Raw genomic sequence first — 22,073 nt, 5'->3', positions numbered from 1 at the left:
CTATTTTGGAATCATCCCCATGGAAATTAAAGTCAACTTTCTCGATAAGCTTCGTTTAGAAGCAAAGTTCGATGACTTCACAGTAATTGCTGACCAGCCTATTCGATATAAGGGTGATGGTTCTGCACCAGGACCTTTTGATTACTTCTTAGCCTCATCTGCTTTATGCGCAGCTTACTTTGTAAAGCTGTACTGTGAAACCCGTAATATTTCTACTGAGAATATTCGCCTCTCACAAAACAATATTGTTGATCCAGAGAATCGCTACAAACAAATCTTTAAAATTCAAGTTGAGTTGCCGACCGATATTTCAGCAACTGATCGACAAGGTATTCTGCGCTCAATTGAGCGTTGTACGGTTAAGAAGGTGGTTCAGGAAGGCCCCGATTTTGTTATCGAGCAAGTTGCCAATCTTGACGCTGATGCCCAAAGTCTATTGACCTTAAGGCCTGACGTTAGCACTAGTACTCATATTCTGGGTAAAGATCTACCCCTGGAGCAAACCATTGCCAATATGTCGAGTCTTTTGGCAAATCTAGGAATTAAGATCGAAATCGCTTCATGGCGCAACCTGATTCCGAATGTATGGTCATTGCATATACGTGATGCGCACTCCCCGATGTGCTTTACCAATGGTAAGGGCGCAACCAAAGAAAGTGCTTTAGCTTCTGCTTTGGGCGAATATATCGAGCGCTTGAGTAATAACCATTTCTATGCCGGCGCTTACTGGGGTGAGGATATTGCTAATGCAGAGTTTGTGCATTACCCCAATGAGCGTTGGTTTAAACCTGGCAAGAAAGATGCATTGCCCACTGAAATTTTGGATGAATACTCTCAAAACATTTATAACCCAGATGGAGAGCTAAAGGCTTCGCATCTAGTGGATACCAATTCCGGTAATGTAGAGCGTGGTATCTGCTCATTGCCCTATATACGGCAATCTGATGGCGAGACTGTGTATTTTCCATCCAATCTGATTGAGAATCTATTCGTCAGCAATGGGATGAGCGCTGGCAATACCTTAGCCGAAGCCCAGGTGCAGTGCTTGTCAGAGATTTTTGAGCGAGCAGTAAAGCGTGAAATTCTAGAAAGCGAAATTGCATTGCCGGATGTACCGCAAGAAGTACTCGCGAAGTATCCCGGCATTCTGGCTGGCATTCAGAGCCTGGAGGAGCAGGGCTTCCCAGTATTAGTTAAAGATGCATCTCTGGGTGGCATCTATCCAGTGATGTGCGTTACCTTAATGAACCCAAGAACAGGTGGCGTCTTTGCCTCATTTGGCGCACATCCAAGCCTTGAGGTTGCACTAGAAAGAAGCTTGACTGAGTTATTGCAAGGTCGCAGCTTAGAAGGTCTGAATGATTTGCCCCCACCTACCTTTGCCAGCGAGGCGGTGACTGAGCCCAATAACTTTGTTGAACACTTTATTGATTCCAGCGGCATTGTATCCTGGCGTTTCTTCAGCGCCAAATCAGATTATGAATTTGTAGAGTGGGATTTCTCTAGCAAGGGTGAGGATTCGAATATTAAAGAAGCCCAAACTTTGTTCGGTATTCTGAAACAGATTGGCAAGGAGGCTTATGTAGCTGTCTATGATCAGCTGGGCGCAACAGCTTGTCGAATCTTAGTGCCCGGCTACTCTGAGATCTACCCAATTGAAGATTTGATTTGGGATAACACTAATAAGTCTTTACTGTTCCGCAAGGATATTCTCAATTTATCCCAACTAGACGATGCTAGCTTAATTGCACTTCTGGATCGTTTGGAAAATAACGAGCTAGATGAGTATGGCGACATCGCCACATTAATTGGCATTGAGTTTGATGAGAATACCGTTTGGGGCCAACTTACTGTTTTGGAGTTAAAGCTATTGATTCATCTTGCGCTAAAGCAATTTGAGGAAGCACATGAGTTAGTGGGCACCTTTCTTCAATACAACGACAATACAGTAGAACGTAAATTGTTTTACCAAGCTCTAGATGCTGCCCTTGAAGTTTACCTAGATGATGAATTAGAGATGTCAGACTATGAATCGAACTTCCGTCGTATGTATGGTGATGCTAGGATGGATGCCGTTTTAGGTTCAATCGATGGTAGCGTGCGTTTCTACGGTTTAACGCCAACGAGCATGAGGTTAGAGGGGTTAGATAGGCATCATCGTTTGATCGATAGTTATCGGAAGCTACATAAGGCAAGAGCTAGTAGCGCTAAACCTAAATAAAGCTAAGGAATCTTTATGAAGACATTAACTGCTGCCGAGGCAATTACCTCGCGTATGTCGGTAAGGGCGTTTACAAAAGATGCCGTCTCCAAAGAGGCCGTGCTCAAGTTACTCAATATTTCTGCGCGTGCACCCTCGGGTACTAATACACAACCTTGGAAGGCCTATGTTGTAGAGGGTAAGGCGCTTGATGAATTATGCAAAAAAGTATGCACTGCTTATGATGACATTGCACTCAATCCCGATTTGGCAAAAGAATATCAATCCGCTTATGACTATTACCCCACTAAATGGCTTAGTCCTTATATAGACAGGCGTCGTGAAAACGGTTGGGGCTTGTATGGTTTATTAGGGATTACTAAAGGCGATAAAGATAAGATGCATGCTCAGCATCGAAAAAACTTTGAGGCATTTGGCGCTCCCGTTTGCATCTTCTTCACTATCGACAAGGAGCTTGGCAGAGGTTCGATGCTTGACTATGGAATGTTCCTGCAAAATATGATGGTTGCTGCCAGAGGTGAGGGTTTGGATACCTGCCCTCAAGCTGCTTGGAATGACTATGCCAAGATCATCCTGCCTCGTATTGGTGCGCAAGAGAATGAGATGCTTGTGTGCGGTATGGCACTAGGTTATGCCGATAAAAGCGAGATTGTGAATACCTTTATTACCCCTAGGGTAAGTGCTGAGGACTTTACGACCTGGGTAAAGTAGCTTTCAATGGCGGGTAATTTCAGTCATTTTTAGAGGGATTTGGCCTAATTTTTAGCCTTTTCCCCTATTTCAGGGCTGAGTTAAGTCCTTGAAAAACCTCATTTAAAGCCTGAAATTGAAGGTTTTTAAAATAAATGTTGCTTTGCAACAAAAAGATCTTGCAATTCCAAAAGACCGATTTTAAAATGGTGCATCGCAATAAAAAACCCATTTAATAAATAAAGGATTAATCATGTTCCAAACTCAATTAAACGACCAACTCGCTTCTGCACAAGCTAAAGCAATCGAAACTGCTAAACATTTGGCACAAGTTGCTGTTGAAAGCGCTCAAGAATTAGCTGAAATCAACCAAGCTGCTGCTAAAGATGCTTTAGTTGCTGCTCAAGATACAAGCTCACAATTGTTGGCAATCAAGGATCCACAGCAATTAGCTAAATTAGCTCAGCCAGAAGCTGCTCAAGAAGCCGCTAAATATGCTGCTGCTTACCAAGCTAAAGTAAACCAAGTAGTTCGTAACGGTAACAAAGAGGTTGCACAAGTAGTTGACGCTTCTATCAATGACGCACGTGCTGATTTGGTTAAGTTTGTTAAAGAGGCTACTAAGACAGCTCCTGCTGGTTCCGAGGCTTTTGTTTCTGCATTCAAAACTGCATTTGATTCTTCACTCCAACAGTTTGACCAAGTTCGCGCATCTGCAACTGACGCATTTGCTAACTTTGAGAAGAGTGTTGATGCTGCTTTGGCAAACATTCAAGGTCAATACGCTGTTGCTAAGCCAGCTGCTAAAAGCCGTAAAGCTGCTTAATTAACTGTTCAATTGATTTTGCTGTGAAAAAAGCCACCCTCGGGTGGCTTTTACTTTTTCTATCCTTCTACTTATTACTCAATCCAAGTAACAAAGTCTTCCTTAGGCTTTCTGACTTTTTTCAAGTTAAGTAACCAGTCCTCATCAGCCTTTCTATAGCCTAGCGGCAGCATGACAACACTGCGCAAACCTTTTGCTTTGAGATTGAGAATTTCATCGAGGGATGCAGCATCAAAGCCTTCCATTGGTGTCGAATCTACCTGCTCGTACGCTGCCGCAATGAGGGCGGTACCAAGTCCAATATAAGCTTGCTTTGCAGCATGGGTGTAATTAGTTTCAGCATCTCTTGCGGTGTAACCACTAAGCAGCTTCTGGCGGTAGATGTCACCAGCCTCGCTTTTGAAATTGCGCAGCTTCTCAGTCATATCAAATGATTGATTGATTCGATCTGCCGTATAGGTATCCCAAGCGGCAAAAACGAGTAAGTGAGAAGAATCCACTACTTGGGATTGGTCCCATGAAATGGCATTAATCTTCTCGCGAATGGCTTTATTGGTGATTACAAATACTTCATACGGCTGCAATCCACTAGAGCTGGCAGTTAAACGAATGGCCTCCAGTATTAACTCAACTTTTTCCTGGGGGACGGATTTTGTGGAGTCCATTTTCTTGGTGGCATAGCGCCACTGTAATTTGTCAATCAAGCTCATTCTGATTTCCTTGGATTTAATCTAGCAATAGTGAGACAGTGTAATTTATAACGAGTGCTAGTGCTAAACGAGCTAATATGTAGGCATTCAATCTCAAAAGACTGCAATATGAATCAAATTGAAATTATTCGCGATGTCAGTGATGTGATGGATGCCCTTGGAGTCGCCGTAGTATCCATCGGTGTTTTATGGGGCCTCTTCTGTTTTGCAAAAGGCCTGATTACGCAGACGGCCGATATCGCCTATAAAACTTTTCGTATTCAGATCGTTCGCTCTTTGATCCTTGGTCTTGAAGTCTTGGTTGCGGGGGATGTGATCCGTACTGTAGCCATCAGCCCAACCTTGACAAGTGTGGCAGTATTGGGCGCCATTGTTTTAATTCGTTGCTTTTTGAGTTGGTCACTCACATTAGAAATCGATGGTCGCTGGCCATGGCAAACACCTAGACCAGGTCAATCAGAGTAAGAGGTATTTACTTCAATAAGAGAAAGGGAGTCGAAAGACTCCCTTTGTTTTGCTGCAAATTGATTATTAGTTATGCAGCAACCGCTTCTTCTGGCTCGGTAACCGATGAGCGAATGAGGTAATCAAATGCTCCTAGAGAAGCTTTAGCACCTTCGCCCATTGCAATAATGATTTGCTTGTATGGAACAGTGGTGCAGTCTCCAGCTGCAAATACTCCGGGCAAAGAAGTTTCACCTTTTGCGTCGATGATAATTTCCCCGTGCTTAGAAAGATCAATAGTGCCTTTGAGCCAATCAGTGTTTGGTAACAAGCCGATTTGTACAAAGATACCTTCCAGTTCAATATTGTTCTCAGTGCTGTTGGTGCGATCTTGGTAGCGCAAGCCATTGACCTTGCCATTGGCACCCAATACTTCTTTGGTGAGTGCGCTCATAATGACAGTAACGTTTGGCATGCTAGCCATCTTCTTTTGCAATACTGCATCAGCCCGCAACTTACTATCGAATTCAATTAAGGTCACGTGACTAACGATACCCGCTAAATCAATGGCAGCCTCAACACCGGAATTACCGCCGCCAATCACCGCTACACGCTTACCTTTAAATAAAGGGCCATCACAGTGAGGGCAGTAAGCAACCCCTTTGCCGCGGTATTCTTGTTCGCCAGGAACATTCATTTCTCTCCAGCGGGCACCAGTACTGATGATCACAGATTTGCTATTCAGAACTGCACCGTTGGCTAATTCCACTTCAAGACCATGATTCGTTTTGCGCAAAGCATTGGCGCGCTGTAAGTTCATGATGTCGACTTCATAGCTCTTCACGTGTTGCTCGAGCGCTTGCACTAATTTAGGTCCTTCCGTTTCTTTTACAGAAATGAAGTTTTCAATACCCATAGTGTCCATGACCTGTCCGCCAAAACGTTCAGCCACAATGCCGGTGCGAATACCTTTGCGTGCCGCGTAGATAGCAGCAGCAGCACCGGCAGGCCCACCGCCAATGACTAAAACATCAAAGGATTCTTTGGCAGAAAGCTTTGCAGCCTCTTCTTTGGGTGTTGAAGTATCTAGCTTGGCAACAATCTCTTCAACGCTCATACGGCCTTGACCAAATACTTCACCATTGAGAATCACAGTTGGTACAGCCATGATTTGGTATTGATCTACCAAGCCTTGATAAAGGGCGCCGTCAACCATTTCATGGGTAACGTTTGGATTGAGGGCTGCCATTAAGTTCAGGGCCTGGACAACGTCAGGACAGTTGTGGCATGACAAGGAGATGAAGGTCTGAAAGCTAAGCTTGTCATCCAATCTAGTAATGCGATCAATCACCTCTTGCTCTACTTTGGCGGGATAGCCACTGGCCTGCAAAATAGCCAAAATGAAAGAGGTCATCTCGTGACCCATTGGTAGGCCGGCAAAGGTAATGCGTGCTTCTTGATCAGTCTTGCTAACGGTAAAGCTAGGAATATGCTCACTCTTACCGTCAGTTTTTAAGCTGATCTTGTCAGACTGCTCAGCTACTTCATTTAAGAGCTCAAGCATCTGCTTAGAGCTGTCGCTGTCATCTAGGCTGGCTACGAGAACGATCGGGCTAACAATCTTTTCAAAATATACCTTTAACTGAGATTTGATATTGGTATCGAGCATGATGATTTCCTTGGGTATTTTTTTAGGTGAGTCTATTGGGCAGGATCTGGTCCTCTCCAATAGACTCTCTTAAAGAGAGTCTATTGATTACTAATTTAACTTAGATCTTGCCTACGAGATCCAAAGATGGAGTCAATGTTGCTGCGCCTTCTTTCCACTTAGCTGGGCATACTTCGCCTGGGTGTGCTGCTGTGTACTGAGCGGCTTTCAACTTACGTAAAGTTTCAGAAACGTCACGAGCGATTTCATTTGAATGAATCTCTGCTGTCTTGATGATGCCTTCTGGGTTGATGATGAATGTGCCACGCAATGCCAAACCGGCTTCAGGAATATGAACACCGAATGCGTTTGTCAAGGTGTGTGTTGGGTCGCCAACGAGCGGAAACTTTGCTTTACCAACAGCAGGAGAAGTCTCGTGCCAAACTTTGTGTGAGAAATGAGTATCGGTTGTTACGATATAAACCTCAGCACCCATTTTTTGGAATTCAGCATAGTTCTCAGCTGCATCTTCAATTTCTGTTGGGCAGTTAAAAGTAAATGCTGCTGGCATAAAAATCAGAACTGACCAGTGGCCCTTGAGGGATTCGTCAGTAACCGTTACAAACTTACCATTATGGAAAGCTTCGGTTTTGAATGGTTGAACTGCGGTATTAATAATGGACATACTGTGCTCCTAGTGTTGGTTAATCAATTTCTTTAGTAACTACTACAACTAGAGCAATTTTGAACCTCAGTTGTTTATTTGTCTAATGAATAAATTTGATATTTATGATCGAATTTATAGATAATTGATTCTAGGGTCTCCAGCCTGCTTAAAACAAGTTATTTCAAGACTCTTGAAGAAAATAACCATTTTTATGGGTATTTGAAAGGCTCGGGTGAGCCTTTGGGCTATAGTGGCCTTAATGCCATTAAAAGCATATTTTTTACTGATTTTGGAGAAATGACATGAGTTTGACGAAACATGGATTAATAGCCTTATCTATTACAGCACTTGCGCTCTTAAGTGCCTGCGTTACTGATGGCAAATACAATCAATTGGACCAGGCGTATAGCCAGCTTCAACAGGCCTACCAGGGTGATGAGGTGGAAATTCGTCAATTACAGGGCGAATTGCGCATTACTATTCGCGACAAAATTTTGTTTCCAGAGGGTGGCTATCGCTTAAATGCAAAAGCTGAGCAGGTTTTAGCAAAAATGGCGCCAACACTTTCTGGATTTAAAAATACAAAAGTGGTTGTTCGTGGCTATACAGATAATGTATCGATCGGAGCCGAGCTACGTAATCAAGGAATTGCTACAAACTTGGACCTCTCTTCAAAGCGTGCGGATAATGTAGTTGACTATCTTATTCGTAAGGGCGTTAGCCAAAGCTTGATTTCTGCGCAAGGCATGGGTGAATCTAATCCAGTTGCTTCTAATGCAACTCCAGAAGGTCGTGCACAGAATCGTCGTATTGAAATTACCTTGGTTGGACCAGGTAATTAATTCATAGCCCATATAAGGATAGAGAATGAAACATTTATTAAAGCTTAGCGCAGCAGCAATTGTTGCTATGGCGTTGACAGCATGCGGTACGCCCGATATCAAAACATCCTCAGCAGATTTTATAAAGGTGAACAACGGTATTTTGACAAGCAGTTATGGCAAGACCATTTACACCTTTGATAAAGACCAGGCTGGTTCAGGAAAATCCGAATGTGTGTCAACTTGTGCGAATAATTGGCCCCCAGTTTATGTAGAGCCAGGCATCATGCTCTCAGGAGATTTTTCTTCTATCGCCCGTAACGATGGTCAAAAGCAGCTAACTTACAAAGGTAAGCCACTGTACTTCTTTGTTAAGGACAAAAATCCTGGCGATAAGACTGGTGATAACGTCAATAATGTATGGCATGTTGTAACGCCATAGTCTTTCGTTTTTAAATAGATATATGTAATAAATGCCACCCTAGGGTGGCATTGCCTTTCATGAAAATACTTTTATCACTTCTTATTAGCTTTTTTGTGTCAGCAAGCTATGCTGAGGACTTATTGGTCCCCGTTTCAAAATTTGACAACGACTCTCAGCGGCTAACCAATAGCAAGGTGTTGGAATTTTGGGGTTATCACAATTACGACGGCAATGATAATTATCAAAATATTCTTAAGCTTCGCTATTACAACCCTTTAGCAGCCGGCGAGTGGCGTGGACGTATACGTCTGGATACTTCTTACGCCTCAAATTACAACTCTATTTCATCGGCTAATAATTCAGGGCAGTACAGTGCGGGCAACACCATGGCGACCATATGGGGTCAAGATCAAACTTTTCTGAAGCCCTTGGGGGCTTTAGTTGGTGGTCGCGTTGTATTTCCATTTGGCAATAACGGTCAGTGGGCAGTGGGGCCTCAGTTAGGGTGGTCTTTTTTGCCTGAGGTGGACAGCCTTTTACATGTGACTGATTTCTCGCCCTTATTGCGCTATATGTATGGTTTTGACACCAAAAATAATAGCCAAGTCATTAATCCTAGCCAACCAGCGTTGGTAAGGAATCTCCAGGTGTTCCCAACTATTGGCTTCCAGCTATCCCCAAACACGATGTTGCGTTTTTGGGATGAAAACGGCGCAGTCTATAACTCTGCTGGTGGAGGCTGGTTTGTGCCAATGGATGCCATGGTGACACATCGTTTCGCAAGGAACTGGGTATTTGCAGTGGGGGCTAGCAAGCAAGTGGTTCAAAGTTATCACCAGTACGACTGGTCTACCTACGCGAAGGTCTCCTATAACTTCTAGAGCGCAAGCCTTTAAGTGTTAGGCCTACAGACTATAATTAGTTCCAAAACTTGTATTAACTATTTCCTCACCAATCTTATATTACATCGGTCCTTTTATGAATAAGAAAATTCTCCTAGCATTCTTATCAGTGTCTACATTATTTACTTCGATGGGTTTGGCTTATGCGGATGAGGAGCTTACGCCAATTCCTAAGATTTCTAATCAGTGGACTGTTGATGTAACGCCTTATGTCTGGCTCCCTAATGTTAGTTCAACACTCAACTACAAAGGTCAATACCTAAATACTGCTGATGCGAACATGAATAACATTATTAGCAATCTGAAGTCTGGGGCAATGATTTCTGGAGAGGCGCATTATGGTAGTTGGGGAATGATGGCTGATGTAGTCAGCGCTACCTTGCAAAAGAGCGGTACTACATCAGTTACTCCGGCGCCTGGTTACAACTTTAGGGTGGCGATGAAACCTACCCTTCAGCAAACCATGTTGACTGGCGCGGCTACATATAACCTTATAAACAATAAAGACGCTAATGTTGATGGTTTGTTGGGAGTACGTTGGATTAGTATGACCGCCACGTTGAACCTCGCGCTTGACGGAACAAATTATTCATTGAGCGACTCAAAGACTGTAAGTACCGTTGATCCGATTATTGGCTTTAAAGGGCGCTATCGCATCGCAGATTCCACTTGGTACATTCCTTTTTATGCTGATATCGGCAGCGGAGGTGGAACTACTAATGTTACTTGGCAGGCAATGGCAGGCGTCGGCAAGACTATTGAAAAATGGGTTGATGTCTCCTTGGTTTATCGCGGCCTCTACTATGACATGAGCAGCTCAAAGACAAACGGTGCAGGTTTACTACAAAAGACGACCTTTCAAGGCCCACAATTATCAGCAACATTTCACTTCTAATCCTCAATTCATTAGAAATAAAACATGAACCTCACTCTAAAAATAACAGCTACCTTAGCGGCAGTAGGTGTTTTTGCATCCCCAACTTTTGCCCAAGAAATTCCTGCCCGTGCGGGTATGGTTGCTGCTGAGAAATCAGGTGCTGTAACTGTTTCTGCCAAGCCGGCCGTGGACAGCGTTGACATTGCTAAGAAATTAGCAAATCCAATCGCCAATATGATTTCAGTGCCGCTGCAATACCAATTTAGCCGCGGTGTAGGCCTAAATCAGGGCGGCTCCGAGCAAACTTTATTATTTCAGCCAGTCATGCCATTCAATTTAGGCGGCGGTGACACATTCATCGTTCGCCCTATTGTTGCGGGTGTTAGAGAAACTAGTGTGCAAACTGCGCCTGGCCAATCATTTTCTGGATACGGTATTGCTAGCGTAACTCTTGAGTCTTTTTATGCACCCAATACCAACTCCTCTTGGATTTGGGGTATTGGCCCGTATGCGCAATCACCATCCGGTAATAGCGGTAAGTTTGGCTCACAACAAACTGGTGCCGGCGTGACTGCTGTTGTCTTGAATCGCGAAGGTCCATGGACTTATGGCTTGCTTGGTTACCAATCCTGGAACGTAGGCGGCAATCCAACTTTTGGCACACAAAATAATTTGTATGGACAGCCTTTTGTTGCTTACACCGATAAACAGGCTTGGACATATACAGCCAATATGGAAGCGCAATATAACTACGATTCGCATCGCACATCAAACCCTCTATATGTAGGCGTTTCCAAATTGGTGGTGATTGATGGCGTGCCTTTCTCCTTTGGTGCTGGTCCTATGTATTACGTCAGCAATACACCCGGTGGGCCATCTGGTTGGGGTGCGCGTGCTACGGCCACACTAGTTGTTCTTAAGTAATTTGCTGCAGAGTTTCCCACTTATAAAAGATAGGAAGTTAATCATGAAAAAACGGATGTTTAATAAATTACTAGCCACTTCGGTTTCAGTTACCTTGGCATTTGCTCCATTGGTGAGTGAAGCCTGTACTAGCTTCTTGCTCAAAGGTAGTGATGGTGGCTATGTTTATGGCCGCACAATGGAATTCGGTTTGCCTTTGAATTCTCAGTTAACTACCATTCCAAGAGCTTATGCCCATCAAGGAATTGGTGTTGATGGTAAGTACGGCTCAGGCTTGAATTGGAATTCTAAATATGCAGTAGCCGGCATGAATGCACTTGGCTTGCCTGAGTTGGTAGATGGCATGAATGAAAAGGGTCTCATCGGAGGTGTACTTAACTACCCAAATAGTGCTGCTTACCAGGTAGTTACCCAAGCTGACTCAGCAACAAGCATCAATTCAGTTCAGGTGCTCACTTACGTGCTGACAAATTTTGCTACTGTTGATGAGGTGAAGGCTGGTCTACCAAAGATTAAAGTCAATGGCGCGAAGTTGGCTGTTTATGGGAATCAGACACCACCAGTGCACTATACATTGCACGATGCCAATGGTAAAAGTATCGTAGTTGAGTACTCCAAAAATGGACTATCTATCATTGACAACCCAACGACTGTATTGACAAATGACCCTCCGTTTCAAGATCACCTCAATAGCATTGGAAACTATGCCAATCTCTCTAAGGTAGAGAAGCCACCACTAGTCATTAATGGAGCCACTTACGCAGCACCGAGTTCTGGTAATGGATTGCATGGCCTTCCTGGAGATTTCTTGAGCCCAAGCCGTTTTATTCGCGCACTATTTTTATCAAACTCAGTGCCAACAAACTTTACCAACGCCCAAATGGACGGTGCTGCTTGGCACATTCTAGGAAGCTTTGATATTCCTCCTGGATCAGTGACCTTGCCGGCTAGTAATCCTTATGGTGGCGGCACTGGCGGTTATGAGGTAACTGAATGGAGCATTGTGGCCAACAATAAAACCATGGTTTACAACGTCAAGATGTTTGAAAACAATAATACGTATGCATTTGATTTGAAAAAAATGGATGTGAATGCTAAGGAAATGAAGTACGTTAAATTAGCTCAGCCAAAAATTGTAGTCCCGGTTAATTAATGGATTTAAATTCGGCTATCTGATATTAATAAGAGGCTCGCTTGTCGAGCTTCTTATTTAATTAGATTGATGATTGCAATTGAAGTATGGTTAGTATTCTATAAATGAAGGTTTGATAGAGGCCCCCAGTGAACCTAAAGTCTAAAATTATTTATGCCGGTGTATTAGGTCTTTTCTCAAGTCTAGCTTCAGCGGTTCAGTTGCTTGATCCACCATCAACACCTAAGGTCACTGATATCACTGTGTTTGTGGCTAAAAAAATTGTCACGATGGATCCGGCGATTCCGAATGCAACCGCTGTTGCTGTTGCGGATGGGCGTATTTTGTCCGTAGGCTCTTTGGAAGATATGAAGCCTTGGACAAGCAAGTACCCTACGCAAATTAATCGGGATTTTGCTAATAAAGTGATGTACCCGGGATTCATTGAGCCACATGCACATCCTTTGTTGGGCGGTATTTTGTTCAACAAACCATTGCTGACACCATCGCCAATGCCAAATCCATGGGGGGCAGCATTTCCTGGGGTTGCTAATTTACAGTCAGCAATGACACAGCTCAAAAAATACTCTGATGACATCAAGGATCCGAACAAGACTCTGTTGGCATGGGGCTTTGATGTGGTTGCTATGGGAAAGATGCCTGACCGCCAACTTTTAGATCAGGCTTCTAGTACCAGGCCAATTGTTGTTTGGGACGCTTCTGGTCACGATATGTACGTCAATAGCGCTTTCATCAAGTTCTATGGCATCACACCTGACAAAGTCAAGAATGTGAAAGGCATAGGTATTGATAAAGATGGTCAATTGAACGGTCAGTTTTTGGAAATTCCTGCGGTAACTTATGTTTTGGGTATTGCTGGAAAAGATATTCTCAATCCGAGTGAGATTCCGACTGACTATTTGTATATGAGCGATCTCATGCAGCAAGGCGGAATCACCACTTCTGGCGACTTAGCTTTTGGAACATTGAATATTGATATGGAGCTCAAGATTGCTAAGGCTTTTAGTCAATCCTCGGCAGGTGCTTTACGAATTGTTCCGGTCGTTTACGCGGAGCCTTTTATTCAGAAGTATGGTGATAAGGCGATTGCAGAAGCACAGGCCCTACAACAGCAAGATAACGACCGTTTGATATTCCAAGGCGTAAAGTTTTATAGTGATGGCGGTTATTTGCCAGAGACCATGCGCATGCAACATCCAGGTTATACCGATGGCAGCCTAGGATCATCAAACTACAAGTCAGCTCAAGACTTTGCTGCTGCAATGAGGCCTTGGTGGGATGCTGGCTATCACATTCACATTCACAGTAATGGCGATATTGGTAATCAAAATTCGATTAATGCTTTGCAGTTAATGATCGATGCCAAGCCGAGATTTGATCATCGTTACACAATTAACCACTTTGGCATTCCATCGACTGCAATGGTAATGAAGATTAAGGCTCTTGGCGCAGTAGTCAGTGCCAATATTTCTTATATTTCCGAGCGCGCTAAATTGGAGTATCCAGCCTTAGGTATGGATCGTGTGTCTTATGCGACTCGACTAGGTACCTTAGTTCGTAATGGTATTGTTACTTCCATTCATTCGGACGCGCCTGTATCTGCCCCTGTGCCATTAAAAGAGGCATGGACTGCAGTAACTCGTAAGGATGTGTATAGCGATGGCAAGGTGTGGGCTCCAGCGGAGGCGGTAACCGTCTCTGATGCGATGAAGATGATTACCATTAATGCTGCTTACACATTGGGTGTAGAAGATAAGGTCGGAAGTATTGAGGCCGGTAAGTTCGCGGACTTTGCAATTTTGGATGCCGATCCGCAAGCTATTCCCGCAATTAAAATTAAGGATGTTGGAGTGTATGCGACAGTCTTAGGCGGTAAAGTCATCCCCGTATCAGAAACCAAGAAGCCCAGACCCTTAGATTAATACCCTCAATTGAGACTGACTATTTAAACCTTATCAATCACCTAAATATGACCAATACACATCATTCTTTTTTGAAATGCTTTGCCTTAACTTTGCTAGCGGCATGCTTTCTAGCTGGCTGCCAATCGACCGGTCAAAATGGCAAGCCACTCACTACTGCAGAGATTATCCAAAAGCGTGACGCTACATTAAAGATGTCAAAGACGGGTCTTGATGCATTGATCAAGCAAAAACCGGATGTTCAAAAAGAAATTGATCAGGCGGCTGGATATGCAGTCTTTACGACTACCAATGTCAATATTGTCTTGCTGGTAGTAGCCCGTGGCGAGGGTGTCCTGTTTGATAAGCGTCGCAAAGAACCTATTTTTATGCAAGCGCTCAAAACAGGTGAAGGTTTGGGGGCTGGCTATCAAGACCAGTACCAAGTGGCGATCTTTAAGACCCCGGGTGCTATCGATCAGTTTTTGTTGACTTCGATTGATGGTCGTCGTGGTGGCATCGATGTAGATGCAAATTTTTCTGCTGGTTCTGGTGGTACGATTCGCTCCTTTAATCCCGAAATTACCTTCTATACAGTGGGACTCTCAGGATACGATTTACAAGCTAACTATGGCGGCACGCTCTATTTAGTAGATCAACAGATTAATAGTGCGGCTACTCTAGACAGTCTTCCAAAGAAGAAGCCCGACTCAAAGTAAGAAATAGAGTGTATTGATCTCTAAATGCTGATGGAGCCCCAGCTAGTAATAGCCGGGGCTTTTCTTTTGCCTGTATCTGGTAGATCTACTGGTTTTTCTCTATAGAAACCCGCCTGAACCAGAGTAGATTGGTATCTGGGATTACCCATCTGAAAGGTTGATATGAGCAAGAAATCACTTGATATGAATGCAATGCCAGGACAACAAAGAGCTATTGATGCGACTAAGGCAGCTGGGCGCGTGGCGATTGAAAGTGCTCAGGCAATCGCACAGATTAATCAGCAGGCGACACAGGAATTAGCCGGCATGATTCAGAAGAGGGTAGCTGAGCTAATGAAAACTCAGAACCCTCGATCTGCATTTGAATTTGTTCATGCCGAAGTGCTGCAGGATGCTGCTAAAGAGATCTCTCAGTATCACAACCAATTACTTCAGGTGCTTAAAAGCGGTAATCAAGAGCTCGCTGATATTGCAGAAACCATGATTCAAGAATCTAAGGCAGATTTAATTCACTTTGTAAATGATGCAACGGATAATGCGCCGCTTGGTAGCGAGGCTTATGTCTCTGTATTCAAAACCTCATTTAACAACGCATTGCAAAATTTTGAACTGATTCGCGCTGCAATGGCGGACTCATTTACAAATTTTGAGAAGAGCGTCGAGAATGTTGGCAATCTCGCCAGCCCAAAAAGCACCTCAAAAAAGAAGGGCTAGAGATTTAATATTGCTTCTGAAATTGCAGGGCGGTCTTAATGGTCTGAAAGTGAATATCTACTGTAGATGTCATTTCCTTTCCGTAGCCGCCCGCCATTGAAAACGCGATGGGTAGTTGTCTATCCAAGGCATACTGAAATACCGCCTCATCCCGTAAGCGCATTCCTGCTGTACTGACATTCAGCCTTCCTAGACGATCACTTTCATGGGGGTCTGCACCAGCTAAGAAAATGAGGCAGTCTGGCTTGAAGCGTGAATCCATTTGATCTAGGGACTGGCCCAGAGCATCTAAGTAGGCGGCATCATCACAACCATCGGTCAGACCCCAATCAAGATCGCTCTCTTCTTTTTTAAAAGGAAAGTTATTTTCCCCATGAATAGAGAGGGTGAAAATAGAATCATCATTTTGCAGTATCGATGCAGTGCCATTTCCTTGGTGCACATCTAAATCAATCACTGCAATCTTCAGGGATGAGCTAATCTCTTTTTGTAAAGTGCGGGCTGCAATAGCGGAATCATTAAAAACACAAAACCCACTACCAGAATCTCGATATGCATGATGGGTGCCGCCCGCAAGATTGGCGGCAATACCTTCTCGTAAAGCAGTTTTGGCTGCCGCAACCGTGGCGCCTGCTGAACGACGTGAACGTTCCACCATCTGCTCACTCCATGGAAATCCAATCTCTCTTTGCTCTTGCGGAGAGAGTCTTCCTTCAATGACTTTAATGAGATAGCTTGGATCGTGAGCGAATAGGATTTGGGTATCTGTTGCGGGCGGTGCTTCTACAAGCTCAATATTTTTTTCTCCACTCACCAAATCACGTAATCGAGAATACTTTTCCATCGGAAAGCGATGCCCCTCTGGAAGTGGCAATACAAAATGGTCGGTATAAAATGCCTTCACGCTTTTACATTTCCCTTGAATATTCTTTCAGGATATTCAAGGGTACAGTCTCTAGGGCTTTGATGTGAGTGCTTTCAAGTTTGATGGATGGCGCGCATTGGGCATTGAATGCCTCTACCCAGCGATTGATACATAGGCACCATTGGTCACCAGCCACTAACCCTGAAAATTGATACTCTGGTCTTGGGGTGATGAGGTCATTTCCTTTTTGCAGGCTAAATTGTAAAAATTCATTTGTCACAATGGCACAAACTAAGTGACTACCCACATCCTCTTCATTAGTTTTGCAGCATCCATCCCTAAAAAACCCTGTTAGGGGATCGAAAGAGCAAGGAATGAGGGGTTCACCGAAAACATTCAGCGCAACTTCTTTTTGCATAGCAACCTTAAAAATATCCGTGTCAGCCAGTTTATTGAATAAGCCGTAAACTTGCTGAACAATGACCCAATTAGAAAAGCTCACCTTGTTTTACGATGGCGCTTGCCCGTTGTGCCAGGCGGAGATTCTCTTTTTATCGGGACGCAATCAGCACAATCTATTGGGCTTTGTCGACATTAACTCAGAACAGTATGAACCTCAAAAGGTGGGGGTATCCTGTGAGGCTGCATTGGCAGCGATGTATGGCCAGTTTGCTAGCGGCAAATTGATCCAAGGCGTCTCAGTTTTTCCTGAGGCCTATCGTCGTGCAAACTTACCTCGTATGGCCTGGCTCTTTTCAAGAAAGCCACTTCAACCATTCTTGAAATTGGCATATCTCTTTTTTGCTAAGAATCGGCATGTGATATCTAATCTCTTTGGGCCAGTAGCTTTACGATTGGCGAAGGCTCGTTCAAGATCTGTACAGCAATGAAGAAAATCCATCTTCTTCTCATCGCCACTCTGCTGAGTTTCTTGGTGCCACTCAGCTTTGCTCGCGATCCCTTGGAAGTGCCACCATATTTAAGCACTGCAAAACTACAAGGAAGCGGTCGACTGACTTGGTGGGGCCTACATATATACGATGCTTCTTTTTATAGGGTGGGCTCACTATCCTCATCTGAGTTTGCATTGGATATGCGCTATCAAAAATCCTTCTCCGGTAAATCGATTGCCAATCGGAGCGCAGAGGAAATGAAGCGCACTGGCGTACCTGATGAACAAGCCGCCCTTTGGGGTAAGGAGTTAGCATCATTCTTACCCAATGTGGAGTCAGGGCAAACTTTGACTGCTATCTATTCTCCTAGGCAAGGAACCATTTTTTATCATGACGATAAGCAAATTGCGCAAATACCTGGGGCAGAGTTTTCAAAAGCATTTTTTGGAATTTGGTTAGATCCTAAAACTAGCGCTCCTAAACTTAGAACAGAACTATTAGGACAGACCTGTCCGCCACCACTTTTTAATGAGGCTTGTTAAGTCATGAAATCCCTTTTTACACGCTTGATGTTCATAATATTTTGTGGAGCGCTTTTAGTATCATGCTCTTCGCCTCAGGTTTCTCAATATGCGGCTGAGAAACCGGCTTTAGACCTGAGTGAATACTTTTCTGGAGCGATTGATGCCTATGGCATCTTTACTGATCGAAGTGGCGAAGTTAAAAAGCGCTTTACTGTGCTGATCAAAGCAAATTGGACGATAGTTGAAGGTAAAAAAGTCGGAACTTTGGACGAACGTTTTGAATACTCTGATGGCACAAAGCAAACGCGCATCTGGACGCTAACTGAGCAATCTCCGGGTAATTACATTGGTAGGGCTGATGATGTGGTGGGTGATGCGCAAGGTCAGCTTGCCGGAAATGCGCTTAACTGGACCTATACCCTTGCTTTGCCGGTGGATGGCGCTATATATAACGTGCAATTTAATGATTGGATGTACTTAATTACCCCCAAGGTAATGCTCAATAAGGCCAAGATGAGTAAGTTTGGGATTGATTTGGGTGAGGTGACTTTGAGCTTCTACAAGCGCTAAGCAAAAGCACCGGATTTGTGTCACACTTTCTTGGAAGTCGTCTTTGGGCGCCTCATCCAAGGAGATCCAGATGAATCATAAAATCAAGCAAATTTCAATTGCTTTATCCGCTGTGGGAATGTTGTCATTAGTGGCATGCCAATCGATGGAGCAAGGCGCCGGGCAAAAAGCCAGCGCTAGCCTTGATTCAAGGTCAGGCTCACAAGCCAAGGGTGAAGTGGTATTCATTTGGCAAGGAGATGATGTTCTCATCAATGGTAAGTTTTCTGGATTAAAGCCAAACTCAGAGCAAGGCTTTCATGTTCATGAAAAAGGCGATTGCTCTGCTCCGGATGCAACCAGCGCAGGTGGTCACTTCAATCCTGAAACAAAATCTCATGGCATGCCAAATAGCGGCATGAATCATGCAGGAGATCTGCCCAACATTAAGTCCGATGCCAATGGCAACGCAACTTACACTGCTAAGTTACATGGATTTGCTGTAAATACAGGCTCAACTGGAATTGTTGGTCGCTCTGTGGTTGTGCACAGAGACCCGGATGATTACAAATCTCAGCCTGCAGGAAATTCTGGCCCACGTATTGCGTGTGGCTTGATTAAGTAATCGCATCTATTCATTAAATTAGTTTATACAGGGCATTTCATGAGAATCGAAGATACCGATCCAGCGCGACATGCAGGGATTGAATATCCAATGGAGGTGGGTGCTCCAGTATTTGCGCCCATTAAAGTTACTGAGGAAAAAGATAAGGCTGTTAACGTAGCTCGCCAAAATGCCAAGCTTGAGTACGATCGCATTATGGAGCAGGCTGAAGTCTTGATGAAGCAGGCCAAAGCATTACAAGCAAGACTAGACGCTACGGAGATGGTGCATAGCGCTAAATTTGGCTTTAATCCTATTCACGGAAAAATTTACCATCTCTACTTTGACGGTCGAAATAACACTAATGTATTGATTCAGAATGGTCCAAAAGAATGGAGTTGCGGAATTCCAGACGGTTGGACTTATTCGATGGCAGTAAAGAAGTTGGGTGACAGTACTTGGGCGGTAATTGAAGAGGATTCTGTTGGCGCCCTTACTGTATGATGTTTTTCTCTATATAAAAATAATTGGGTGATCTGTGACAAAAGCTCGAGTCGTTAGTCTTACTGAACTAGGTAGTGCAGACGTAATCAAAGTGATTGATAAAGAATTGCCACCACCTGCAAAAGGTGAAGTGCAGCTCCGTCAAACTGCCATCGGATTTAATTTCATTGACGTATATCAGCGCTCAGGCATTTATCCATTAGAGATGCCTACGGGCCTTGGGCATGAGGCTACAGGTGTAGTTGAGGCTTTGGGCGAAGGCGTCACTGATCTAAAAGTGGGTGATCGCGTCGTTTATATGAATGCCGGGATTGGCGCTTATGCAAGCGCACGTAATGTAGCGGCCGACAAATTGGTTGTTCTGCCCAGCACTATTTCTGATGAAGTAGCCGCAGCCGTTTTCTTTAAAGCAATGACTGCGCAATATCTTGTACAGAAAACCTATCAAGTAAAAGCGGGTGATGTAGTGCTGGTGCATGCAGCTGCTGGCGGCGTTGGTCAAATTTTGGCTGGTTGGGCAAAAGCATTGGGTGCATTTGTTGTTGGCACTGTGGGTTCGCCAGCAAAGTTTTCTGCTGCTAAGGAAGCGGGTTGTGATGCTGTTGTTGATTACTCTCAAGCAAATTGGGTTGAAGAAGTGCTTAAAGCCACTGGTGGAAAAAAAGCCAATGTAGTTTATGACTCTGTTGCTAAAACTACTTTCTTAGGCTCTTTAGATTGTGCTGCTCCTTTTGGAACAGTCGCTTTGTTTGGCGCTGCTTCAGGCCCAGCTCCAGAAATTCAGCCAGAGATCTTAAATAAGAAGGGCTGTCTGTTTTTAACTAGACCTTCTGTATTTCCACACAACGCTACTGCAGCTTTGTTAAAAGAAAACGCTAAAGCAGTATTTGATGCCATTGCCAAAGGGCATGTCAAAGTACAAATCGGCGCTAAGTTTTCTTTGGAGCAAGCCGCTGACGCGCACCGTGCTGCTGAGGGACGAAAAGTTTCAGGCGCCATTGTGATGATGCCATAAGCTTAAGTGTTCCTATGTACATAGGCCCCGTTTATGCGGGGCTTTTTTTATGCATCAATCAGACGTAAGATAGCAGTATGAAATCACTTTTAAAAATACTGATCGCTACTCAACTAATTTTATTGAGTTCTTTGTCCTTCGCACAAATTCCTGAGACACAGCATTCACAGGGAATTTCTTACATCACTGGTGGCGTAGGTGAGAGTGAGATGGTTGCGATTTTGGCTGATGCAAAGCAATGGCCATTGCTATTAGAAATGTCTCAAATAGAAAATGGCAGAGGAGTCTGGATCTTCGGAGCAAGTATCAAAATCATGAGTTCTCAAAAAAAGTTCATTTTTGATGCCCAAGCAGATGGACCTTATATGCTGATTAATCTTGAGCCTGGTGACTATGTGATCGAGGCAACTTATCAAGGGGTGGTTCAAAAGAGAGTGCTTTCTATTAAATCCGACTCACCACAAAAAGTTTCCCTTTTCTGGAAATAATGCCTTGAAAATTGACGCATTGCGTCATAAGCCTAAACATTCAACTTGGTCTATAGTTTCTTGATTACTACAATCATCAGGAGATGAATGAATGAAATGCTTTTCAACTAAAAGCGGTTTGGGTGTATTACTTTCAGCAATATTAGTTTCAACAGCCTCACTCAGTAATGCGCAGAATTCTCCAGCGGTCGGTGCTCAGGGTAAGGCTGAGGCGCTATGGCTTGGACAGGCAGGTTTCCGGATTAAATCTCCTCAGGGAAAAATGATTCTGATTGATCCCTGGATTACTGGCGGACCCAAGACGCCGCCGATCTATAAGAATGATTTGGCAGCAATTGGTCCGATTGACGTATTGCTAGTCACGCATGCTCACGTTGACCATCTTGGTGATGCGCCAGCTATTGCTAAGATGAATAACATCAAGTTATATGGTCCGGCTGATATGGTGACGCCACTAACTACTTTGGGAATTCTGCCAGCAGACTTGGGTTATCGCTTTAATAAAACGGGTCGCGTAACACCTGCGCCTGGAATCAAGGTTACTGCAGTTCAAGCAGAGCACTCTTCTTTATTGGTTTGGAAAAATCCGGCTACAGACAAAATGGAGTCACATCCCGCCGGCGAGCCTATGGGCTTTATTATTGAGCTTGAGAACGGTTTTAAGATTTGGCACATGGGCGATACCGGCTTGTTTAGTGACATGAAATTTATTGGTGAACACTACAAGCCTGATCTAGTGATGGTTCCGATTGGAGGAAATTTCACAATGGCTCCTGATGATGCTGCCTTTGCATTACGCACATGGATTAAGCCAAAGATGGTGATCCCAATGCACTACAACTCTAACCCGATGACTAAAGGTACGTTAGCCGAGTTTCAGGAGGCTATGAAGGGTAGCAATATCAAAATTATTCCGATGACTGAGGGTGAAACAGTTCAATTCTGAGGAATATCGAAGAATGAGCCTAAACCCCACAGAATTTGTGGGGT

General features: G+C 44.0%; 26 protein-coding genes. 21 read left to right on the top strand and 5 right to left on the bottom strand.

Features of this window, described 5'->3' with window-relative positions; genetic code table 11:
- Positions 1-19 precede the first annotated feature (19 nt).
- The 3 genes from C2755_RS08055 to C2755_RS08045 all read left to right on the top strand — a co-directional run bounded on the left by C2755_RS08055 (position 20) and on the right by C2755_RS08045 (position 3,737).
- Complete coding sequence (locus tag C2755_RS08055; protein ID WP_215320731.1) at positions 20-2,221, top strand: OsmC domain/YcaO domain-containing protein; 2,202 nt, start codon at positions 20-22, stop codon at positions 2,219-2,221.
- 15 nt (positions 2,222-2,236) lie between these two features.
- Positions 2,237-2,932 (top strand): nitroreductase, encoded by a 696-nt coding sequence (locus C2755_RS08050; protein WP_215320729.1) that lies wholly within the window; start codon positions 2,237-2,239, stop codon positions 2,930-2,932.
- 232 nt (positions 2,933-3,164) lie between these two features.
- Entirely contained in the window at positions 3,165-3,737 is a 573-nt protein-coding gene (locus C2755_RS08045; RefSeq protein ID WP_215320727.1) for a phasin family protein, read from the top strand.
- 74 nt (positions 3,738-3,811) lie between these two features.
- Here the strand turns inward: C2755_RS08045 and C2755_RS08040 are convergent, their stop codons facing one another.
- The gene (locus C2755_RS08040; protein ID WP_215320725.1) at positions 3,812-4,447 is read right to left on the bottom strand and encodes an NAD(P)H-dependent oxidoreductase; all 636 of its coding nucleotides are present in this window, start codon (positions 4,445-4,447) and stop codon (positions 3,812-3,814) included.
- Positions 4,448-4,555: 108 nt separating this feature from the next.
- Here C2755_RS08040 and C2755_RS08035 point away from each other — a divergent pair, with 108 nt between their 5' ends.
- The gene (locus C2755_RS08035) at positions 4,556-4,912 is read left to right on the top strand and encodes a DUF1622 domain-containing protein (RefSeq protein ID WP_215320723.1); all 357 of its coding nucleotides are present in this window, start codon (positions 4,556-4,558) and stop codon (positions 4,910-4,912) included.
- 70 nt (positions 4,913-4,982) lie between these two features.
- Here the strand turns inward: C2755_RS08035 and ahpF are convergent, their stop codons facing one another.
- Both ahpF and ahpC read right to left on the bottom strand, forming a co-directional pair.
- The gene (ahpF, locus tag C2755_RS08030; protein ID WP_215320721.1) at positions 4,983-6,560 is read right to left on the bottom strand and encodes an alkyl hydroperoxide reductase subunit F; all 1,578 of its coding nucleotides are present in this window, start codon (positions 6,558-6,560) and stop codon (positions 4,983-4,985) included.
- A 100-nt stretch (positions 6,561-6,660) separates the two neighbouring features.
- Entirely contained in the window at positions 6,661-7,224 is a 564-nt protein-coding gene (gene ahpC / locus C2755_RS08025) for an alkyl hydroperoxide reductase subunit C (protein ID WP_072584055.1), read from the bottom strand.
- Positions 7,225-7,508: 284 nt separating this feature from the next.
- Here ahpC and C2755_RS08020 point away from each other — a divergent pair, with 284 nt between their 5' ends.
- From C2755_RS08020 to C2755_RS07980, 9 genes are all read left to right on the top strand, one after another.
- Positions 7,509-8,048: an OmpA family protein gene (locus C2755_RS08020; RefSeq protein WP_072584056.1), complete on the top strand. Its 540-nt coding sequence runs from the start codon at positions 7,509-7,511 to the stop codon at positions 8,046-8,048.
- 25 nt (positions 8,049-8,073) lie between these two features.
- Positions 8,074-8,469 carry a hypothetical protein gene (locus C2755_RS08015; protein WP_072584057.1) on the top strand — a complete coding sequence of 132 codons (396 nt, stop codon included), beginning with the start codon at positions 8,074-8,076 and terminating at the stop codon, positions 8,467-8,469.
- Positions 8,470-8,528: 59 nt separating this feature from the next.
- The gene (locus tag C2755_RS08010; RefSeq protein WP_215320719.1) at positions 8,529-9,332 is read left to right on the top strand and encodes a hypothetical protein; all 804 of its coding nucleotides are present in this window, start codon (positions 8,529-8,531) and stop codon (positions 9,330-9,332) included.
- A 97-nt stretch (positions 9,333-9,429) separates the two neighbouring features.
- A complete protein-coding gene (locus tag C2755_RS08005; protein ID WP_215320717.1) occupies positions 9,430-10,248 on the top strand; it encodes a hypothetical protein in 819 nt (272 codons plus the stop codon).
- A 24-nt stretch (positions 10,249-10,272) separates the two neighbouring features.
- Positions 10,273-11,154, top strand: coding sequence for a hypothetical protein (locus tag C2755_RS08000; protein ID WP_215320715.1), 882 nt, complete (start codon positions 10,273-10,275; stop codon positions 11,152-11,154).
- 43 nt (positions 11,155-11,197) lie between these two features.
- Positions 11,198-12,307, top strand: a complete 1,110-nt coding sequence (locus C2755_RS07995; RefSeq protein WP_143143941.1) for a linear amide C-N hydrolase — start codon at positions 11,198-11,200, stop codon at positions 12,305-12,307.
- Positions 12,308-12,435: 128 nt separating this feature from the next.
- The gene (locus tag C2755_RS07990) at positions 12,436-14,229 is read left to right on the top strand and encodes an amidohydrolase (RefSeq protein WP_215320713.1); all 1,794 of its coding nucleotides are present in this window, start codon (positions 12,436-12,438) and stop codon (positions 14,227-14,229) included.
- A 47-nt stretch (positions 14,230-14,276) separates the two neighbouring features.
- Positions 14,277-14,927, top strand: coding sequence for a hypothetical protein (locus C2755_RS07985; RefSeq protein WP_215320711.1), 651 nt, complete (start codon positions 14,277-14,279; stop codon positions 14,925-14,927).
- A 162-nt stretch (positions 14,928-15,089) separates the two neighbouring features.
- Positions 15,090-15,641: a phasin family protein gene (locus C2755_RS07980; RefSeq protein WP_216863873.1), complete on the top strand. Its 552-nt coding sequence runs from the start codon at positions 15,090-15,092 to the stop codon at positions 15,639-15,641.
- A gap of 4 nt (positions 15,642-15,645) precedes the next feature.
- Here the strand turns inward: C2755_RS07980 and C2755_RS07975 are convergent, their stop codons facing one another.
- Positions 15,646-16,545, bottom strand: a complete 900-nt coding sequence (locus C2755_RS07975; RefSeq protein WP_215320708.1) for a histone deacetylase — start codon at positions 16,543-16,545, stop codon at positions 15,646-15,648.
- A 4-nt stretch (positions 16,546-16,549) separates the two neighbouring features.
- Positions 16,550-16,924, bottom strand: a complete 375-nt coding sequence (locus tag C2755_RS07970; protein ID WP_215322345.1) for a DUF2237 family protein — start codon at positions 16,922-16,924, stop codon at positions 16,550-16,552.
- A gap of 61 nt (positions 16,925-16,985) precedes the next feature.
- Here C2755_RS07970 and C2755_RS07965 point away from each other — a divergent pair, with 61 nt between their 5' ends.
- The 8 genes from C2755_RS07965 to C2755_RS07930 all read left to right on the top strand — a co-directional run bounded on the left by C2755_RS07965 (position 16,986) and on the right by C2755_RS07930 (position 22,029).
- Positions 16,986-17,396 carry a thiol-disulfide oxidoreductase DCC family protein gene (locus tag C2755_RS07965; protein ID WP_215320706.1) on the top strand — a complete coding sequence of 137 codons (411 nt, stop codon included), beginning with the start codon at positions 16,986-16,988 and terminating at the stop codon, positions 17,394-17,396.
- Positions 17,393-17,941: a chalcone isomerase family protein gene (locus C2755_RS07960; RefSeq protein ID WP_215320704.1), complete on the top strand. Its 549-nt coding sequence runs from the start codon at positions 17,393-17,395 to the stop codon at positions 17,939-17,941. Before C2755_RS07965 ends, C2755_RS07960 begins: the two co-directional genes overlap by 4 nt.
- Positions 17,942-17,944: 3 nt before the next feature.
- A complete protein-coding gene (locus C2755_RS07955) occupies positions 17,945-18,493 on the top strand; it encodes a DUF3833 domain-containing protein (RefSeq protein ID WP_215320702.1) in 549 nt (182 codons plus the stop codon).
- A 70-nt stretch (positions 18,494-18,563) separates the two neighbouring features.
- The gene (locus tag C2755_RS07950; RefSeq protein ID WP_251368457.1) at positions 18,564-19,097 is read left to right on the top strand and encodes a superoxide dismutase family protein; all 534 of its coding nucleotides are present in this window, start codon (positions 18,564-18,566) and stop codon (positions 19,095-19,097) included.
- A 39-nt stretch (positions 19,098-19,136) separates the two neighbouring features.
- The gene (locus C2755_RS07945) at positions 19,137-19,580 is read left to right on the top strand and encodes a DUF2452 domain-containing protein (RefSeq protein WP_215320700.1); all 444 of its coding nucleotides are present in this window, start codon (positions 19,137-19,139) and stop codon (positions 19,578-19,580) included.
- A gap of 34 nt (positions 19,581-19,614) precedes the next feature.
- On the top strand, positions 19,615-20,595 hold the full coding sequence (locus tag C2755_RS07940; RefSeq protein WP_215320699.1) for a quinone oxidoreductase: 981 nt from the start codon (positions 19,615-19,617) through the stop codon (positions 20,593-20,595).
- A 77-nt stretch (positions 20,596-20,672) separates the two neighbouring features.
- Positions 20,673-21,083 (top strand): carboxypeptidase regulatory-like domain-containing protein, encoded by a 411-nt coding sequence (locus C2755_RS07935; protein WP_215320697.1) that lies wholly within the window; start codon positions 20,673-20,675, stop codon positions 21,081-21,083.
- Positions 21,084-21,174: 91 nt separating this feature from the next.
- Entirely contained in the window at positions 21,175-22,029 is an 855-nt protein-coding gene (locus tag C2755_RS07930; RefSeq protein ID WP_215320695.1) for a metal-dependent hydrolase, read from the top strand.
- Positions 22,030-22,073 lie beyond the last annotated feature (44 nt).

Source organism: Polynucleobacter sp. MWH-S4W17 (assembly GCF_018687535.1).
In the GTDB taxonomy this organism is placed as follows: domain Bacteria; phylum Pseudomonadota; class Gammaproteobacteria; order Burkholderiales; family Burkholderiaceae; genus Polynucleobacter.
Note: the sequence above shows the minus strand (reverse complement) of the source record. Positions and strands in the feature narration are given on the sequence as shown.

What these genes read in the sequence shown, in the direction of transcription:
- C2755_RS08055 (WP_215320731.1), top strand. Translation starts at nt 20, where the DNA reads ATGGAAATTAAAGTCAACTTTCTCGATAAGCTTCGTTTAGAAGCAAAG.
- C2755_RS08050 (WP_215320729.1), top strand. Translation starts at nt 2,237, where the DNA reads ATGAAGACATTAACTGCTGCCGAGGCAATTACCTCGCGTATGTCGGTA.
- C2755_RS08045 (WP_215320727.1), top strand. Translation starts at nt 3,165, where the DNA reads ATGTTCCAAACTCAATTAAACGACCAACTCGCTTCTGCACAAGCTAAA.
- C2755_RS08040 (WP_215320725.1), bottom strand. Translation starts at nt 4,447, where the DNA reads ATGAGCTTGATTGACAAATTACAGTGGCGCTATGCCACCAAGAAAATG.
- C2755_RS08035 (WP_215320723.1), top strand. Translation starts at nt 4,556, where the DNA reads ATGAATCAAATTGAAATTATTCGCGATGTCAGTGATGTGATGGATGCC.
- ahpF (WP_215320721.1), bottom strand. Translation starts at nt 6,560, where the DNA reads ATGCTCGATACCAATATCAAATCTCAGTTAAAGGTATATTTTGAAAAG.
- ahpC (WP_072584055.1), bottom strand. Translation starts at nt 7,224, where the DNA reads ATGTCCATTATTAATACCGCAGTTCAACCATTCAAAACCGAAGCTTTC.
- C2755_RS08020 (WP_072584056.1), top strand. Translation starts at nt 7,509, where the DNA reads ATGAGTTTGACGAAACATGGATTAATAGCCTTATCTATTACAGCACTT.
- C2755_RS08015 (WP_072584057.1), top strand. Translation starts at nt 8,074, where the DNA reads ATGAAACATTTATTAAAGCTTAGCGCAGCAGCAATTGTTGCTATGGCG.
- C2755_RS08010 (WP_215320719.1), top strand. Translation starts at nt 8,529, where the DNA reads ATGAAAATACTTTTATCACTTCTTATTAGCTTTTTTGTGTCAGCAAGC.
- C2755_RS08005 (WP_215320717.1), top strand. Translation starts at nt 9,430, where the DNA reads ATGAATAAGAAAATTCTCCTAGCATTCTTATCAGTGTCTACATTATTT.
- C2755_RS08000 (WP_215320715.1), top strand. Translation starts at nt 10,273, where the DNA reads ATGAACCTCACTCTAAAAATAACAGCTACCTTAGCGGCAGTAGGTGTT.
- C2755_RS07995 (WP_143143941.1), top strand. Translation starts at nt 11,198, where the DNA reads ATGAAAAAACGGATGTTTAATAAATTACTAGCCACTTCGGTTTCAGTT.
- C2755_RS07985 (WP_215320711.1), top strand. Translation starts at nt 14,277, where the DNA reads ATGACCAATACACATCATTCTTTTTTGAAATGCTTTGCCTTAACTTTG.
- C2755_RS07980 (WP_216863873.1), top strand. Translation starts at nt 15,090, where the DNA reads ATGAGCAAGAAATCACTTGATATGAATGCAATGCCAGGACAACAAAGA.
- C2755_RS07970 (WP_215322345.1), bottom strand. Translation starts at nt 16,924, where the DNA reads ATGCAAAAAGAAGTTGCGCTGAATGTTTTCGGTGAACCCCTCATTCCT.
- C2755_RS07965 (WP_215320706.1), top strand. Translation starts at nt 16,986, where the DNA reads ATGACCCAATTAGAAAAGCTCACCTTGTTTTACGATGGCGCTTGCCCG.
- C2755_RS07960 (WP_215320704.1), top strand. Translation starts at nt 17,393, where the DNA reads ATGAAGAAAATCCATCTTCTTCTCATCGCCACTCTGCTGAGTTTCTTG.
- C2755_RS07955 (WP_215320702.1), top strand. Translation starts at nt 17,945, where the DNA reads ATGAAATCCCTTTTTACACGCTTGATGTTCATAATATTTTGTGGAGCG.
- C2755_RS07950 (WP_251368457.1), top strand. Translation starts at nt 18,564, where the DNA reads ATGAATCATAAAATCAAGCAAATTTCAATTGCTTTATCCGCTGTGGGA.
- C2755_RS07945 (WP_215320700.1), top strand. Translation starts at nt 19,137, where the DNA reads ATGAGAATCGAAGATACCGATCCAGCGCGACATGCAGGGATTGAATAT.
- C2755_RS07935 (WP_215320697.1), top strand. Translation starts at nt 20,673, where the DNA reads ATGAAATCACTTTTAAAAATACTGATCGCTACTCAACTAATTTTATTG.
- C2755_RS07930 (WP_215320695.1), top strand. Translation starts at nt 21,175, where the DNA reads ATGAAATGCTTTTCAACTAAAAGCGGTTTGGGTGTATTACTTTCAGCA.